Source organism: Verrucomicrobiota bacterium (assembly GCA_034440155.1).
Taxonomy (GTDB): Bacteria; Verrucomicrobiota; Verrucomicrobiia; order JAWXBN01; family JAWXBN01; genus JAWXBN01.
In genome coordinates this window covers 19,449-35,168 of the sequence record JAWXBN010000102.1, presented here as the reverse complement: position 1 = coordinate 35,168, position 15,720 = coordinate 19,449, and the positions used below count along the sequence as shown (strand labels likewise).

At 46.3% G+C, this 15,720-nt stretch carries 14 protein-coding genes; 8 read left to right on the top strand and 6 right to left on the bottom strand.

Translation table 11 applies throughout. The features are described 5' to 3' along the window. Nucleotides 1–63 precede the first annotated feature (63 nt). Nucleotides 64–3,837 (top strand): DNA-directed RNA polymerase subunit beta, encoded by a 3,774-nt coding sequence (gene rpoB, locus SGI98_10910; protein MDZ4743913.1) that lies wholly within the window; start codon nt 64–66, stop codon nt 3,835–3,837. Nucleotides 3,838–3,861: 24 nt separating this feature from the next. Then, nucleotides 3,862–8,028 carry a DNA-directed RNA polymerase subunit beta' gene (gene rpoC, locus SGI98_10905; GenBank protein MDZ4743912.1) on the top strand — a complete coding sequence of 1,389 codons (4,167 nt, stop codon included), beginning with the start codon at nt 3,862–3,864 and terminating at the stop codon, nt 8,026–8,028. 229 nt (nt 8,029–8,257) lie between these two features. Here the strand turns inward: rpoC and SGI98_10900 are convergent, their stop codons facing one another. Together SGI98_10900 and SGI98_10895 are read right to left on the bottom strand one after the other, a co-directional pair. After that, a complete protein-coding gene (locus tag SGI98_10900; GenBank protein MDZ4743911.1) occupies nt 8,258–8,935 on the bottom strand; it encodes a response regulator transcription factor in 678 nt (225 codons plus the stop codon). After that, nucleotides 8,932–9,816 carry a histidine kinase gene (locus SGI98_10895; GenBank protein ID MDZ4743910.1) on the bottom strand — a complete coding sequence of 295 codons (885 nt, stop codon included), beginning with the start codon at nt 9,814–9,816 and terminating at the stop codon, nt 8,932–8,934. Before SGI98_10895 ends, SGI98_10900 begins: the two co-directional genes overlap by 4 nt. Before the next feature lie 199 nt (nt 9,817–10,015). Here SGI98_10895 and SGI98_10890 point away from each other — a divergent pair, with 199 nt between their 5' ends. The 6 genes from SGI98_10890 (at nt 10,016) to SGI98_10865 (ending at nt 13,585) form a co-directional block, all read left to right on the top strand. Continuing rightward, on the top strand, nt 10,016–10,804 hold the full coding sequence (locus tag SGI98_10890; protein ID MDZ4743909.1) for a BON domain-containing protein: 789 nt from the start codon (nt 10,016–10,018) through the stop codon (nt 10,802–10,804). Between the two features lie 42 nt (nt 10,805–10,846). Continuing rightward, a complete protein-coding gene (locus SGI98_10885) occupies nt 10,847–10,990 on the top strand; it encodes a lmo0937 family membrane protein (protein ID MDZ4743908.1) in 144 nt (47 codons plus the stop codon). Between the two features lie 20 nt (nt 10,991–11,010). Next, the gene (locus SGI98_10880; protein MDZ4743907.1) at nt 11,011–11,226 is read left to right on the top strand and encodes a DUF3185 domain-containing protein; all 216 of its coding nucleotides are present in this window, start codon (nt 11,011–11,013) and stop codon (nt 11,224–11,226) included. 77 nt (nt 11,227–11,303) lie between these two features. Continuing rightward, nucleotides 11,304–12,137: an alpha/beta hydrolase gene (locus SGI98_10875; GenBank protein ID MDZ4743906.1), complete on the top strand. Its 834-nt coding sequence runs from the start codon at nt 11,304–11,306 to the stop codon at nt 12,135–12,137. 71 nt (nt 12,138–12,208) lie between these two features. Continuing rightward, nucleotides 12,209–12,808 (top strand): hypothetical protein, encoded by a 600-nt coding sequence (locus tag SGI98_10870; protein MDZ4743905.1) that lies wholly within the window; start codon nt 12,209–12,211, stop codon nt 12,806–12,808. A 105-nt stretch (nt 12,809–12,913) separates the two neighbouring features. Then, nucleotides 12,914–13,585 carry a BON domain-containing protein gene (locus SGI98_10865; GenBank protein ID MDZ4743904.1) on the top strand — a complete coding sequence of 224 codons (672 nt, stop codon included), beginning with the start codon at nt 12,914–12,916 and terminating at the stop codon, nt 13,583–13,585. Nucleotides 13,586–13,611: 26 nt separating this feature from the next. Here SGI98_10865 and aat read toward each other — a convergent pair whose 3' ends face one another. From aat to rlmH, 4 genes are read right to left on the bottom strand one after another with little or no spacing between them, the layout of a single operon-like run. Beyond that, the gene (aat, locus tag SGI98_10860; protein MDZ4743903.1) at nt 13,612–14,307 is read right to left on the bottom strand and encodes a leucyl/phenylalanyl-tRNA--protein transferase; all 696 of its coding nucleotides are present in this window, start codon (nt 14,305–14,307) and stop codon (nt 13,612–13,614) included. 7 nt (nt 14,308–14,314) lie between these two features. Next, on the bottom strand, nt 14,315–14,767 hold the full coding sequence (locus SGI98_10855; GenBank protein ID MDZ4743902.1) for a hypothetical protein: 453 nt from the start codon (nt 14,765–14,767) through the stop codon (nt 14,315–14,317). Next, on the bottom strand, nt 14,764–15,129 hold the full coding sequence (gene clpS / locus SGI98_10850) for an ATP-dependent Clp protease adapter ClpS (protein MDZ4743901.1): 366 nt from the start codon (nt 15,127–15,129) through the stop codon (nt 14,764–14,766). Before clpS ends, SGI98_10855 begins: the two co-directional genes overlap by 4 nt. A gap of 18 nt (nt 15,130–15,147) precedes the next feature. Next, nucleotides 15,148–15,633 (bottom strand): 23S rRNA (pseudouridine(1915)-N(3))-methyltransferase RlmH, encoded by a 486-nt coding sequence (gene rlmH, locus SGI98_10845; protein MDZ4743900.1) that lies wholly within the window; start codon nt 15,631–15,633, stop codon nt 15,148–15,150. Between the last annotated feature and the right edge of the window lie 87 nt (nt 15,634–15,720).

Genomic DNA, 15,720 nt, shown 5'->3' with positions numbered 1-15,720 from the left:
TCTGACCAGTAATCAGGCGTGAGTATGATGACCGGAAAAAATTACCACGGAGAATAAGACCATATGGTTGCATTAAGAAGAAACTTCGGAAAGCTTAAGAATGTCATCGATGTTCCTAATTTGATCGAATTGCAGGTTCAATCGTACATTGATTTTTTACAAACGGATGTTACTCCGGGCAAACGCAAGAATATAGGTCTCCATGCTGTTTTTAAGGAAGTTTTTCCTATTTCAAGTTATGACGAGAAAGTCTCCTTGGATTATGTGCAGTACGAAGTGGGCTCACCCAAGATGGGTGATATTGAATGTGTCAGAGAAGGCCAAACCTTTTCATCACCGCTTTATTTGACTTTCCGTCTCAAGGATGACAAAAATGCGAAGGAAGAAACCGTTTACATGGGCGAATTGCCCTTGATGACACCCCGTGGTTCATTTGTGATTAACGGTGCTGAACGCGTCGTTGTTAGCCAGCTTCACCGTTCCCCTGGTATTTGTTTTGAATCTTCCATCCACGCCAACGGGAAAACTCTCTTTAGTTTCCGTATCATACCAGACCGTGGTAACTGGCTTGAAGTCCAGTTTGACACGAGCGACCTCCTCTACATTTATCTGGATCGCCGCCGCCGCCGTAGGAAGTTTTTGGCCACCACATTCCTCAGAGCCTTGGGGTATAGCACTGATGAAGAAATCCTGAAACTATTTTATGATATCGAAAAAATCAGCCTTTCCACAGGCCTTGACGTAGAAACCATTGCGACAAAAGTCCTGACCACTGATATTCGTGACCAGGATATTGTCGTAGCACGTGCCTTTGAGCCACTCTCAAAAGCAGTGATTAAACAGTTGATTGATTTAGGGATCAAGTCAGTACAAGTCGTCGACACTAAAGATGACGATACGATCATTAAATCCCTCAAGAAGGACCCGACTCACAATGAAGAAGAGGCCTTGCGCGAGATTTACCGCCGTTTGCGTCCCGGGGATCCCCCCACTGTGGCCAATGCCAAGGCATTGATTAAAAGACTTTTCTTTGATCCCAGACGTTATGACTTAGGTCGTGTGGGTCGCTACAAAATGAATCAAAAGCTAACCATGGAAGTGGATATCGAACAGCGGACATTATCGAATGATGATTTTGTTTCAGCGATCAAGTATTTGTTGAGACTGCGTGCAGGTATTGACGGATCGATCGATGATATTGACCACTTAGGCAGCCGCCGTGTACGTACTGTGGGTGAACTCGTCGCTAACCAGTGCCGTGTCGGGTTAGCCCGTACGGAGCGTTTGGTCAAAGAGCGTATGACACTTTTTGATGTGAATACCGAAGGGATGACTCCCCAGAAGTTGATTAATCCAAAAGCACTGAGTGCCGTGATCCGTGATTTCTTCGGACGCAGCCAGCTTTCCCAATTCATGGATCAAACAAATCCCCTGTCAGAAATGACCCATAAGCGCCGCTTGTCGGCCCTTGGACCCGGGGGCTTGTCCCGTGATCGCGCCGGATTTGAGGTTCGTGACGTGCATCCTTCCCACTATGGTTTGATTTGCCCGATTGAGACTCCTGAAGGCCCGAATATCGGTCTGATCAATTCTCTAAGTTCATTTGCGCGAGTCAATGAGTTTGGATTTTTGGAAGCACCTTACCGCCGTGTGATCGATGGCAAGGTGACAGACGAAATCGAATATTTGACTGCTGACAAGTCCGAAAACTTTGTTATCGCTCAGGCGAATTCCCCCTTGAATGACAAGAGTGAATTTACCGATCCCAAAATCTCGGTTCGTTACCGTGCGGACTTTTTGGAGGTCGAACCGGCCAAGGTTGATTACATGGACGTTTCTCCCCGCATGTTGGTTTCTGTAGCTGCTAGTTTGATTCCCTTCCTTGAGCATGATGACGCGAACCGTGCATTGATGCGCTCGAACATGCAACGCCAAGGGGTACCTCTTCTTTACGGAGATTCACCCATTGTCGGCACAGGAATGGAAGAACGTGTTGCCCGTGACTCGGGTGTTGTCGTTGTCTCCGAGGGGAGTGGTATTGTTGCTTCTGTCACCGGTGATTTAGTAGTCGTCACTCAGGACGGCAAAATGCCTGATAGCAAAAAGAAATTAAAAACCGACAATGAAAAGGGTATTTACGTTTATGAATTAAGGAAATTCATGCGTACAAACTCCGCCACTTGTTTTAATCATAAGCCGATTATCAAGAAGGGTGAGCACATCAAAAAAGGACAGGTGATTGCTGACGGACCTTGTACTGAAAAAGGTGAATTAGCTCTCGGACGTAATGTGCTTGTGGCTTTCATGCCATGGAATGGTTATAACTTCGAAGACGCGATCCTCCTCTCTGAAAAACTGGTGAAAGATGATATTTATACATCGATCCATATTGAAGAGTTCGAAATCGGTGCCCGTGATACAAAGCTCGGGCCTGAGGAAATCACCCGTGATATCCCAAATGTGGGTGAGGAAGCACTTAAAAATCTCGGTCATGACGGGGTTGTCCGTGTCGGTGCCGAAGTAAAACCTGGAGATATCTTGGTCGGTAAAATCACTCCGAAAAGCGAAACAGAGCTTTCTCCTGAAGAACGCCTGCTCCGTGCGATTTTCGGTGAAAAAGCGGCGGACGTTAAAGATAGTTCCCTGACTGTTCCTTCCGGAATCGGCGGGATAATCATGGCGACAAAGGTGAGCTCGAACAAGACGATTGAAAGAATCAAGCTCAGCGAAACAGAAGCCAAAAAACGCCGTAAAGAAATCGATGATGATTTTAATAAGAAGAAAAACGAGCTTTTGGAGCAACTCACCGAAGGACTTTCCAATGTCCTTTTGGGAGAGAAAATCCCGCTGGATGTCGTGAATGCCGAGACAGGGGAGATTATTATCCCTGCAAACCGTAAGATCACAAAGACACTCTTGCGTAAACTCGCCAGTGTCTATGACCATATTGAAATCGATCCAAGCCCGATTCGCATCAAGATCCGCGAGATTATATCGAGCTTTGAAAGTAAATTCGAAGATTTGGAAAATGATCGTGACCGTTTACTTGACGGAATCGAAAGCGGAGACGACGTGGATCCTGGCATTATCAAGCAGGTGAAGGTTTATATCGCCAGTAAGAGGAAAATCTCTGTCGGTGATAAAATGGCCGGTCGCCACGGGAATAAAGGTGTCATCGCAAAAATCGTACCTGAAGAAGATATGCCATTCCTTCCGGATGGTACACCCGTGCAAATTGTCCTGAATCCATTGGGCGTGCCTTCACGTATGAATGTAGGACAGGTCTTGGAAACGCATCTGGGTATTGCTGCGAAGGTGCTCGGGTTCAAGGTGGCAACACCTGTATTCGACGGTATTGCTGAGAAACAAATCCGTGAATACCTCAAGCAGGCGAACCTCGATGAGGACGGTAAAACCTACCTCTACGATGGACGCAGTGGTGAGCGTTTTGATCAACGTGTCGTCGTCGGTTATATCTACATGATGAAACTGAACCATTTGGTCGCCGATAAAATCCATGCCCGTGCTGTCGGACCGTACTCGCTGGTTACACAACAACCTCTGGGTGGTAAAGCCCAATACGGGGGACAACGTTTCGGAGAAATGGAGGTCTGGGCTATGCAAGCTTATGGTGCTGCCTACACGCTCCAGGAATTACTCACGGTCAAATCCGATGATACGACAGGTCGTACGCGGATTTACGAATCAATTGTCAAGGGTGACAGTAATCTGGAAGCCGGTACTCCGGAGTCCTTCAACGTGCTCGTTAAAGAAATGCAAGGTCTCTGCCTCGATATCCGGGTCCAGAAAAGCAATACAGAAAGCATAGCGGTTTAATTTAACTCAATTCCTCAGGTAAATATGATTAAAGATACTACAGCCGTAATACAGGAAAGTTCTGAAGTTAAAGAAATCCTCGAGTTTGAACGACAGGAGAACAGTTTTGATCAAGTTTCGATCACGATTGCTTCCCCCGAAGTGATCCGTTCATGGTCGAGAGGTGAGGTGAAGAACCCTGAAACAATCAATTACCGTACATTCCGCCCTGAAAAAGGGGGCCTATTCTGCGAACGTATTTTCGGTCCGACAAAGGATTGGGAATGCGCTTGCGGTAAGTACAAGCGGGTTAAATATAAAGGTGTTGTCTGTGACCGTTGCGGTGTGGAAGTCACCCTCTCACGCGTCCGTCGCGACCGTATGGGACACATCGAGCTTGCTGTTCCTGTTTCGCATATCTGGTTTTATAAATGTATGCCTAGCAAAATCGGGCTCTTGATGGATATGAGCGCGAAATTGCTCGAACGTGTGATCTATTATGAGGACTATATGGTCGTCGATCCAGGTCGTACGCCACTCAAACAACGCCAGTTGCTCAGTGAAATGGAATACCGTGAAGCCCTCGACCAATATGGTGATGGTAGTTTCGTCGCCAAAATGGGCGCGGAAGCTATCCGTGATGTCATGGCCGGTATGGATCTCGCGAATACAGTCAAGGAACTCGAGGAATCCCTCCAGACGACCCGTAGTAAGCAGACCAAGAAGAAAATGGCTAAGCGCCTTAAATATATTATGGGCTTGGCTGGATCAAAGACACGCCCTGAATGGATGATCTTGGAAGTACTTCCTGTCATCCCTCCTGACTTGCGTCCTTTGGTTCCCCTTGAAGGCGGACGTTTTGCGACATCTGATCTGAACGATCTTTATCGCCGTGTGATCAACCGGAATAACCGTTTGAAAAATCTCCTCCAGCTCAAGACTCCTGACGTGATTATCCGTAATGAAAAACGGATGCTCCAAGAAGCTGTCGATGCCTTGATGGATAATGGCCGCCACGGGCGTCCTGTGACAGGTGCCGGTAACCGTCCCCTCAAATCCCTTTCCGACATGCTCAAAGGCAAACAAGGTCGTTTCCGCCAAAATCTCCTCGGTAAACGTGTAGATTATTCGGGTCGTTCCGTCATCGTCATCGGGCCAGAGCTCAAGCTCAACCAATGTGGTTTGCCGAAGAAAATGGCTTTGGTTCTTTTCGAACCATTCATTATCCGCCGTTTGAAGGAATTGTCATTTGTGCACACGGTTCGTAGTGCTAAAAAGATGATTGAACGCCAAGCTCCTGAAGTCTGGGATATCCTTGATGAAGTGACCAAAGGTCACTGCGTTCTCTTGAACCGCGCTCCGACACTCCACCGTTTGTCGATCCAGGCTTTCGAGCCGACATTGATTGAAGGGGATGCGATCCGTGTCCATCCGCTGGTTTGTACGGCTTATAACGCTGATTTTGACGGTGACCAAATGGCTGTCCATGTGCCCCTTTCCATTGAGGCCCAAATGGAAGCGAAAATATTGATGCTTTCCACGAGGAATATCTTTTCCCCTTCAAATGGAAAACCAATTATTACTCCTTCACAGGACATTCCACTCGGGTGTTATTATTTGACGCAAAATCCCCGTCCGGGTTCTTACCTCAATGCAGAAGGTGTAAAACGCCGGTTGTCGATATTTGCGCATTATGATGAGGTGCTTTTTGCCTACCAAGAAAAGTCACTCAAACTCCACGATCCGATTGTCTTTAAGAACCCGGATTTCGGCAATAAAACCCTTTACGGTGAATCCACCAAGAAGACGATCGAAACAACGGTCGGCCGAGTCATGTTTAATTACATTTGGCCTTCTGAAATCGGGTATGTGAATAAACCTGTCCCTAAAAAGATTTTAGGTGATATTATTTACCGCACATATCACGCAGTGGGAGCCCCACGTACTGTTGAGATTCTCGACCAGATGAAATCCCTCGGGTTCCAAGAAGCTACTCAGGCAGGTGTCTCCATTGGTATTGATGACATGATTATTCCTGATGAAAAACGTGTCGAAGTCGAAAAAGCCTTTAAACTGGTGACGGAAGTCGCGAAACAATACCGTAATGGTGTCATTACGGAAGGTGAACGTTACAATAAAATCACTGATATCTGGCTGCATTGTACAAGCCAAATCAGTAACGTCATGTACCGTACCCTCGATCATAATAAGGGCAAAAAAGAATTTAACCCCGTCTTTATGATGGTTGATTCAGGTGCCCGTGGTAATAAACAACAGGTTGTGCAGTTGGCGGGTATGCGAGGATTGATGGCGAAACCATCGGGTGAAATTATCGAAAGACCTATTCTTTCAAATTTCCGCGAAGGACTCACCGTCCTTGAGTATTTCATCTCCACACATGGTGCCCGTAAAGGTCTTGCTGATACAGCATTGAAGACAGCGGACTCCGGTTACATGACCCGTAAACTCGTTGACGTATCTCAAGACGTGATCATCCAGATCCCTGATTGTAGGACTGCTAACGGCATTTGGGTGCAACCGATTTATGAAGGGGACGAGGAAATCGTCAGTCTGCCGACCCGTATTATCGGACGTACGTCATGTGATGAGATTATTGATCCGGTCACAAAACAAGTCATTGTCCACGCAAATGAGGAAATTGATGAAATCAAAGCTGCCGGTATTGAAAAACTCGGCATTGAGAAGGTCAAAATCCGTTCGGTCCTTACTTGTGAATCCCAAGACGGGGTCTGTGCTAAATGCTACGGACGTAATCTTTCCTCAGGTAAAATCGCTAAACTCGGTGAGGCTGTCGGTATTGTCGCTGCCCAATCGATCGGCGAACCAGGGACCCAGCTGACAATGCGTACTTTCCACATCGGAGGAACAGCTAGTAAGACATTCAAACAACCGATTATCAAACTTAAGAATGAAGGAACGATCCGCTACAATGATTTGAAAGCGGTGGAATCCACTGAAGGTGGTTTTGTCGCCCTGAATAAGAGCGGATCGATCTCTGTTATTGAAAAAGATGGGCGTGAACTTGAACGTCACGACATTGTTATTGGATCGAAAATTGCATTTAAAGATGGTTCTCAAGCTAAGATGGGTGAGACCCTTGCTCAATGGGATCCGTATAACGTACCGATTTTGACCGAAAAAGCCGGTAAGGTCGAGTTTGTTGATATCATCCAAGGCGTTACAGTGAAGAAAGAAATGGATGAATCCACAGGGTTCTTGGGTACAGTCGTGATTGAGCACAAAGAAGATTTGCATCCACAAATCGTCATCCGTGACGGTGCTGGTGAAGTCATCGCGACATATTCGATCCCGGCCGGGGCGCACATTGTTGTCCAAGAGAACAAAAAGGTCACAGCCGGTGCGTTGCTTGCCAAGACACCACGTAAGATCGCTAAGACAAAGGATATTACCGGTGGTTTGCCACGTGTGGCCGAGCTCTTTGAGGCTCGCCGTCCGAAAGACAGTGCTGAGATCGCGAAGATCGACGGGGTTGTTGACTTCGGCGGAATCGTTCGCGGTAAACGAAAACTTCTCATTCAGGATGAAGAAGGTAATGAAGAAGAGCATTTGATTCCTTTGTCCAAACACATCATTGTGTTTAAAGGTGACAACGTCAAAAAAGGATCTCAATTAACCGAAGGACCAGTCGTCCCACACGAAATCCTCGAGATATGCGGACCCCAAGAGCTACAGGAATACTTAGTGAATGAAGTCCAGGAGGTTTATCGCCTTCAAGGTGTGGAAATCAATGATAAACACATTGAAATCATTATCCGCCAGATGCTCCGTAAGGTGAAAATATCTGATCCGGGTGACACATCACTCCTTTGGGGTGACCAAGTCGACCGTATCGAGTTTGAGCGTGAGAATCGCCGTGTCGCGGAGGCCGGTGGAAAACCCGCTGAAGCAACACCAGTACTCCTCGGAATCACTAAGGCATCCCTTGAAACGGATAGCTTTATTTCAGCAGCGTCATTCCAAGACACAACCCGTGTCTTGACGGAAGCGGCGACCTTGGGACGTATTGATAAACTCAAAGGATTCAAGGAAAATGTCATTATGGGACATTTGATTCCTGCTGGGACAGGATTCCGTAATTATCGCGGTTTAGAAATGCGTGTCTCAGAGGATGCTCTCGAGAGTATGACTCCTGAATCAGCGGAATCAACCGAAGAACCAGTCGCGAGCTAATTCCACGACATCTCATTAATCTCTCAAAGCGCTTCCTAGTATGGGGAAGCGCTTTTTGCTTTTACTGGTATCGACCCACTGCCCGGTCTCTGGATATTTCTATACGCTGAAACCCCCCATCCATGAGGGCTCTATTCATCGTGAGGTATTAAGGAATTGCCGTGTGAGCAAACACTCATTGAGGGCGTGGAAAAAAAGCAGGAACAATCAAATGGGTGAAAAATGGAGATCAATCCTGGGTAATGGTTAAACTCACATCGCAAGAAATGATGCCGGCAGTAATCGCGTAGCGGGTGAGTCCGGCAGTTTCGTGAATGTTGAGTTTTTCCATGAGATGGCTGCGGTGTTTTTCGACGGTTTTAATCGAGATGGAGAGTTCATCAGCCGTTTGTTTATTTGCTTTTCCCTCTGCGATCAATTGTAAGACCTCGATCTCGCGGGATGTTAGGATGAAATTTTTCTTTTTGATTTTACCCAAGCGGTCGGGCATTTTATTTTTAGACTGCTGCAGGAGAATTAAGGGACTAAAATAGTTACTTCCACTGTAGATCTGTCGGATCGCACGGGCCAGGACATCTGCGGATGATTGTTTAATCAGAAAACCCGAGGCACCGGCCTCAAGGGATTTTTCAAAGTAGGCATCCTCACTGAAAGCCGAGAGGATAAGCACTTTTGTTTTCGGAATGGTCTTACATATCTGGCGTGTGGCCTCTAATCCATTGAGTATGGGCATTCCAATATCCATGAGGACTATGTCAGGGCTCAGTTTGATGGACTTATCAATAGCTTCCCTGCCATTTTTGGCTTCCCCGATGACAAGAAAATCCTTTTCATCATCGAGTATCTTGTGGAATCCTGTGCGGACAATGGAGTGATCGTCAGCCAGAAGGATAGAGATACGTTTCATAGGAGGCATTTCCGGGGTGAGGCTTTTGATTCGAGGGGGACTTTGACCTTATCCTTTTTGATAAGAGGAATAATGGCACAAATAGTGGTTCCCTTTCCGGGTGAGGAATCCACCGTGAAGTGGCCACCTACCATATCGACCCGTTCTTTCATTCCGAGTAAACCGAGGCGCTTGTGCCGTTTGATAAAAAGTACGTCCTCCACATTAAACGATTTTCCATTGTCATGGATACATAGATCGATGGTGGTATTAGTTTTTTTGATGCTTACCGTGATGAGGGAGGCATCTGCGTGCTGTGCAATATTGGTCAGGGCCGATAGGGTAACCCTGTAGAGGACGGTACGGCGGGCATTGCTGAGCTCTTTCACCCCAGCAAATGCGGTGAAACGGATGGGGATTTTGGTGCGCTTGGTAAAGTCTTTCATATAAGAGTGAAGTGCAGGAATCAGTCCGAGGTCATCCAGGACAGTGGGTCGCAAATCACTGGCAAAACGGTGGACGATATTCACGGCTTGCTCAACGAGTTTTTGAGTATGAGAGATTATTTTCTTGAGTCCTTTAGTATTGATCACGGCTTCGCGGGACAATGATGCGAGATGGATATTGATCCCGGTGAGTGTCTGGGCGATGTCGTCGTGGAGTTCGCGGCTGATTTCCTCGCGATCATCTTCCTGATCGAGGAGGACTTGATGCGTTAAGTGACGCAGCTGGCCCTGTAACAAGTCCGACTCCTTGAGTAATTTTGAATAGTGCAATTTGCTCTGTCGGAGCTTTCCTTCGGCACTCTCGCGTCGGGATATTTCCTTCTTGAGCCTGCTCTTTGTAGCCGTCAATTCTTTGCGACAGGAGGATAAGTTATTATGAGGTTTATTTATTTTCACTATTTATAAGCTAGACCCAAAGCAGTCATCCGTCACCAAGTCTTATGAAGTATTCGTAAATAAAGTGGAACAGGGATGAGTTCGTCACAAGCACGAGCTTGGTAGGGTTAGACCCCATAGTTAAAAAGGGACGGTAGAGATACGCTATGGACAGATTTAAAAATTCAACAATCACCATTACTTACAAGAGGATTAAAAAATGAAATCGAAATATATTACTACACTACTCACGGCCGCGGCGGTCATATTTATCAGCACGGTCGGTAATTCATTGCACGCTACAGAAACAGACGAGCGCATCGAAGAATCAGCCAGAAACTCATACCTATTCAAAACATACCTATCGGGGGACACCATTAAAACCGAATCGAAAAACGGAGTGGTGACATTGACCGGGATTGTGGCTGATTCCGCCCACCGTTCACTCGCCGCGGATACCGTGGCGGGCTTACCAGGAGTAAAAAGCGTAGATAATAAACTCGAGATTAAAACGGCTGGGCCTTTGGAGCATTCGGATGAATGGATCGCCCGGAGGGTGCAATCCGTTCTTCTTTTCCAACGCAGTGTGAGTGCCCGTGGCGTACAGGTCAGCGTACTTGATGGTGTCGTGACATTAAAAGGGCAGGCTCCTGATGCAAATCAAAAAGAGTGGGCCACCGAGTACGTACAAGATATCGATGGAGTCAAAGCCGTGAAAAATGAAATGATTGTGGCAACGGGAATCGTCCCGAAACCCGTGGATATCATATCAGAGAAAATCGACGATGCCTCCATTACTGCCCAAGTCAAATGGTTGCTGCTCTCTCACCGTTCAACCAGTGCAATCAATACCATTATCAGCACGAACGATGGCATCGTGACAATCACTGGCGTCGCCAAAAATGCAGATGAAAAAATGTTTGTCAGTAAACTGGTCAACGACATCAACGGGGTCAGTAGTGTGATCAATAACATGACCTTGGAAACAACTAACGTATCGAGCAATTAATCAATTGATCGACTTCTATCCCTTTAAAAAAGAATTAATCACATGTTATACACCATCGTCGTCATCATCCTCATCCTCTGGTTACTCGGTCTAGTCACCAGCTATACAATGGGCGGTCTCATTCACATCCTTCTGGTCATTGCCATCGTGATGGTACTGATCCAGTTCATCTCGGGGCGCAGGTAAACTAAACAATAGAAAAAAATATGAATTCAAAAATTATTATCGGTATCGTTTTAATCGGCTTAGGAATCATCTCCCTAGGCTATCAAGCCATCACTTATACAAAAAGGGAGAAAGTAGTCGATATGGGACCGATCCAGATCACCTCTGATACAGAGAAAAAAATACCACTCTCTCCGATTATTGGAGCCATCCTGGTCGTGGGCGGGGTCGTCGTGATTGTAAGCCGGAAAGCCTGAGAAATAATCGAATAAAATATTATATATCCCGGTGTGGGTTAAAACCACCAGCCCGCATCGGTGTAATGGAGTAAATGATGAGTGTTATCAAAGTAGGAATAGAGAATTCAACAGCTATTGAATTGTACTACGAAGATCACGGTTCTGGGCAACCAGTTGTTTTGATCCATGGGTATCCATTGAATGGGCATTCGTGGGAAAAACAGTGTGCCGCTTTACTGGGGGCAGGATACCGCGTTATTACTTATGACCGTAGAGGGTTCGGTTATTCGAGCAAGTCTGCAATCGGTTATGACTACGACACATTTGCGGCGGACCTGAATGTGATTATGAATACTTTAAACCTCGAAAGTACTGTATTAATGGGATTTTCGATGGGCACGGGCGAAATCACCAGATACCTGAGTACCTATGGACAGTCCAGAGTAGCAAAGGCTGTTTTCATCTCGTCGCTCCAGCCTTTCCTGCTCAAGACAGAGGATAACCCTACTGGGGTACCCGCCAAAGTCTTTGAAGAGATCAAAGAGTCAGTGATGAATGACCGCTACGCATGGTTTGAAACCTTTTATCATGACTTTTTTAATACCGATGCATTTCTAGGCAACCGTCTGAGTGAAGCAGCCCTGCATAATGCGATGAATACGGCAGCCGATGCGTCATGGTATGCGTCCTCGGCGGTGATTGACTCTTGGCTAACTGATTTCCGTAAGGACATTTGCGATATCAAGGTCCCTGCACTCATTATCCACGGGACAGGTGACCGCATCCTGCCGATTGACTCGACCGGACGCCCCTTTCATAACGCCTTACCCGATGCTGAGTATATCGAGATTCAAGATGCACCTCATGGATTGATTTGGACACATGCAAATGAGGTTAATCAGATTTTACTCACCTTCTTAGCAAAATGAATCAGAGCATTAAAAAAAAATCCACAAAGAACAAAACAACAAAACAAGCCTGAACGACAACAAGGAATATTATGCCAGAAACAAATAGTAAAATGATGAAAAAGAATACTCACTTGCACACCGGGTTTATGCTGCTGACTGCTGGGGCGCTTTTATTGCTGGGACAAGGCTGCGCGACGCAGGATCCCCACAATACGGGATACCAAGATGGTGCTCATACTCGGACAACACGATATAACACAAAGAATACAGATGCTAATCAACAATGGTATCCTCAATACACTACTATCTACGTCGCCGAATCTGACAGTGATAGATTCCGTGTAAGGTATGATCTCGATAATGACGGTTTGCCTGTATCGATAAGAAAAGGAAGAGAAAGCGTTATCTTTTATGGCAGCCAAAGCTCCATCAACCGCCTCAACCGTTCATCATCAATGATTAATGAGCTGAGAAAGTATAACGTCACAATTCTTTCCGTTGTGGAAAATGATTATCGGTCATCAATAGGAAGATATGCCGGGCAAGATTACCGCAATCAATCGAATGTGAATAATCCATTGAGTGCCGTCGTTTATAATCGCAAGGGACACCGTGCTTACACATGGAATGAATCCCAAGGACAAAATCGTCTGATTAATCAGGTAAGAAACATGAATAAGAAAAACTAGCCTCGCACTTAGAAGGCAATTTAAGAAAAAAAGTGTTCACCCATTCTTTTACCTCATTGTCTGGGGGTATAAGGATGGAGGACATGGAAAAGAATTGGATTAAATATGAAATCACAAACTAAAGTACGACATTTATTCTTATCCTTGGTTGTAGCCACAGGGGTGTGCTCCATAGGAAATCCGGGGATCATTCATGCTGCGAGTATGGATACTGCGAACGAAATCCTGATCGCTGGCAATGACTCTGCGGCAGTTACTCCAAATGAAGCTATCGCAGTAATGAAGCAAGCGGGTAAGGGTAACGATAAATCTGTATCAACCCAGGTCGAATCGGCACTCAGTGATGAAAAGTCTACGCGTTCAGCTAATCCTGATGTCACAACATCCAAAGGGGTTGTTACTATTACCGGTGAGGCTGAAGATGCCGAGCAAAAGCTGAACGTCACAAAAGAGGCATTTAATGTATTTGGTGTCAAAGAGGTTAAAAATGAAATGACGATCGATAAAAGGCTACGTAATGCTTTGACTAGTATCAATTCTGGTATTGATGACAGTTCCATTACGACTCGGGTAATATCGTCATTGTTATTGAACCGTTCGACCAGTGCCCGTAAAACCACGGTCACCACTACTGAGAGGATCGTCACACTCGGCGGGATGGCTAATGACTTAGCTGAGAAGGATCTGGCAGCCAAACTGGCCGGCGAGGTTAAGGGTGTCAAGAGTGTCATTAACAATATGACCGTTAAGCACCTTGAGACCTTGTCAAAAAATTAGCAGGGGAATAATATCCTGAAATGCCGTTATGTCCATGGGGTATGGATAGGGGGCGAACAATTTGCTTCAAGGGCGGATTTCAGGAGGGTGAGATATTCAGTCCTTGAAATTTCGATGGCACCGATTTTTTGGGTGTGGGGGTTCATGACTTGAGTATCAAAAAGGGTAAAACCGTGTGCACGGAGATATTCAAAAAGATGGAAGAGGCCGACTGAAGAGGCATTATTAGCACGGCTAAACATGGATTCTCCAGCAAAAAGGCCTCCGATCGAGACTCCGTATATCCCTCCGACAAGGACTCCCTCCAGCCAGACCTCGCAGGAATGGGATATGCCCATCACGTGCAATTTGCTGTAGGCATCAATGAAAGATTCACTAATCCATGTCTCGTGTCGTTTCATTGTCAGCGTGGCACATTCTTCCATGACACGGGTGAAACAGGTGTCGAAGGTGACTTTGAATTTTTTTTGCCGGATGAGCTGTGAGAGCCTCCTAGGAGGTCGAATCTTATCGAACTCGAAAATGGCCCGTCGAGTGGGGGACCACCACGTCACCGGATTTACTGACCACGGGAAAACGCCATTCCTGTAGGCCCTGAGTAGATTCTCGGGGAGCAAATTACCCCCGATAAAGCAGAGGCCATCTGTTGTCTTGGGTTCGTAAAGGGCACCCTCATCGGGGAATTGAATATCCGTTTCGACAAGGATAGGAGGGCTAATCATGGTCACTTTAATCTCCCTGGATGAGGATGGAGATTAGATAACCACTGAGTTCCATCGCCCATACATCTGGATCATCAGTTTTTTGCCTATGATATTGATCCATATCAGTTTCATCAGGCGAGCCCAACCGTAACCAGAGTCCGACACGGATATCGTTGAGGATTTTGAGTAGCCACTCGAATTGATCGGGAGTGACTTGCATGGAGATCCCCTTTTTATCATGGGTAAAGAATTCATCAGAGGTGAGGAATTTCTGGAGGAGTTGTTTATTCTCAGTATAATTCTCCTCCATGGCTTCATTGAGGAGTTGCTGGTCATCGGAGGGGTCCTGACCGTGTGATAACCTGTGATACCCCTTGGGAATAACGGGATAGAGTCCGAGCAAATTGCCCAAGACATCATATTCATCGGTGCTCAGGCGTGCATGGAAGTGGCCATTCTCATTTTTGAGTATTTTCATTCGCGCTCCATGGTGGCGTGAAGGTGGTATTTAAGGAGCTCATGGACAAAATGCTCCGCTCGTTCCTTGGTATCCTTAGCGAGGACACTTTTCCCGTTTTTATGAACCTCGAGCATGTGATGCTCGGCTTTCTGTTTATTCCAACCAAAAACCTTCTGGAAAACATGGGAGACGTAATTCATCAAGTTTACCGGGTCATTCCAGCAAATCACCGTATATCCGGGTTCGTGGATGGGCCGGATGTCGGTATCTTCCCCGATTTCTGGACTAACATAGGTTTTTGTGCCTCCTGACATGCGGAAAGGATAAGGCGATTTTGTTAAAAAGACAATCACAGGATATCCAGTGGAGGAATCCGGCATCCCCCTGCAGAGGCAGAACTATTTGTGGTAAGTTTCGCCGTGGATGATCTTACAGGCGCGGTAAATCTGTTCCAAGAGGATCACACGAGATAACTGGTGGGGGAAAGTCATCGCACTCAAAGAAAGTCGGGTATGGCTCTGGTTGAGCACACTTTCATCGAGACCATGGGATCCCCCGATGATGAATTGGAACTTGCTGGTGCCCTGAATCGTTTGTGTTTCCAGAAACTCTGCAAATTGAGGGGAGGTCATGCCTCGGCCTTTTAGATCGAGGGAAATAACATGGGCCGCCGGATTGATTTTCATGAGGAGTACCTGGGCTTCATTGCGTGTGGCATGGATGATTTGGGAATCCACTGACTTTGACTCGTCCACGGACTGTTCATTGGTTTCTTGGAGAGAGGTTTTAGAAAAGCGGGTAAGCCGCTTAAGGTACTCATCCACAGCATCTTTGAGCCATGGTTCCCTGAGTTTGCCGACTGCCAGTATTTCAAATTGCATCATAATGATATTACATTTTGACAAAAGCCATAGCTTGAATAAAGTCAAGGGCACTTTATAAAATTAATTGTCCGGGCCTCTAGCTAGTTC

Excerpts from the sequence above, each read along its gene's own strand:
- rpoC (MDZ4743912.1), top strand. The coding sequence starts at position 3,862 with ATGATTAAAGATACTACAGCCGTAATACAGGAAAGTTCTGAAGTTAAA.
- clpS (MDZ4743901.1), bottom strand. The coding sequence starts at position 15,129 with ATGCCGGATTCCTCCACTGGATATCCTGTGATTGTCTTTTTAACAAAA.
- SGI98_10855 (MDZ4743902.1), bottom strand. The coding sequence starts at position 14,767 with ATGAAAATACTCAAAAATGAGAATGGCCACTTCCATGCACGCCTGAGC.
- SGI98_10880 (MDZ4743907.1), top strand. The coding sequence starts at position 11,011 with ATGAATTCAAAAATTATTATCGGTATCGTTTTAATCGGCTTAGGAATC.
- SGI98_10865 (MDZ4743904.1), top strand. The coding sequence starts at position 12,914 with ATGAAATCACAAACTAAAGTACGACATTTATTCTTATCCTTGGTTGTA.
- SGI98_10890 (MDZ4743909.1), top strand. The coding sequence starts at position 10,016 with ATGAAATCGAAATATATTACTACACTACTCACGGCCGCGGCGGTCATA.
- SGI98_10900 (MDZ4743911.1), bottom strand. The coding sequence starts at position 8,935 with ATGAAACGTATCTCTATCCTTCTGGCTGACGATCACTCCATTGTCCGC.
- aat (MDZ4743903.1), bottom strand. The coding sequence starts at position 14,307 with ATGATTAGCCCTCCTATCCTTGTCGAAACGGATATTCAATTCCCCGAT.
- rlmH (MDZ4743900.1), bottom strand. The coding sequence starts at position 15,633 with ATGATGCAATTTGAAATACTGGCAGTCGGCAAACTCAGGGAACCATGG.
- rpoB (MDZ4743913.1), top strand. The coding sequence starts at position 64 with ATGGTTGCATTAAGAAGAAACTTCGGAAAGCTTAAGAATGTCATCGAT.
- SGI98_10885 (MDZ4743908.1), top strand. The coding sequence starts at position 10,847 with ATGTTATACACCATCGTCGTCATCATCCTCATCCTCTGGTTACTCGGT.
- SGI98_10870 (MDZ4743905.1), top strand. The coding sequence starts at position 12,209 with ATGCCAGAAACAAATAGTAAAATGATGAAAAAGAATACTCACTTGCAC.
- SGI98_10875 (MDZ4743906.1), top strand. The coding sequence starts at position 11,304 with ATGAGTGTTATCAAAGTAGGAATAGAGAATTCAACAGCTATTGAATTG.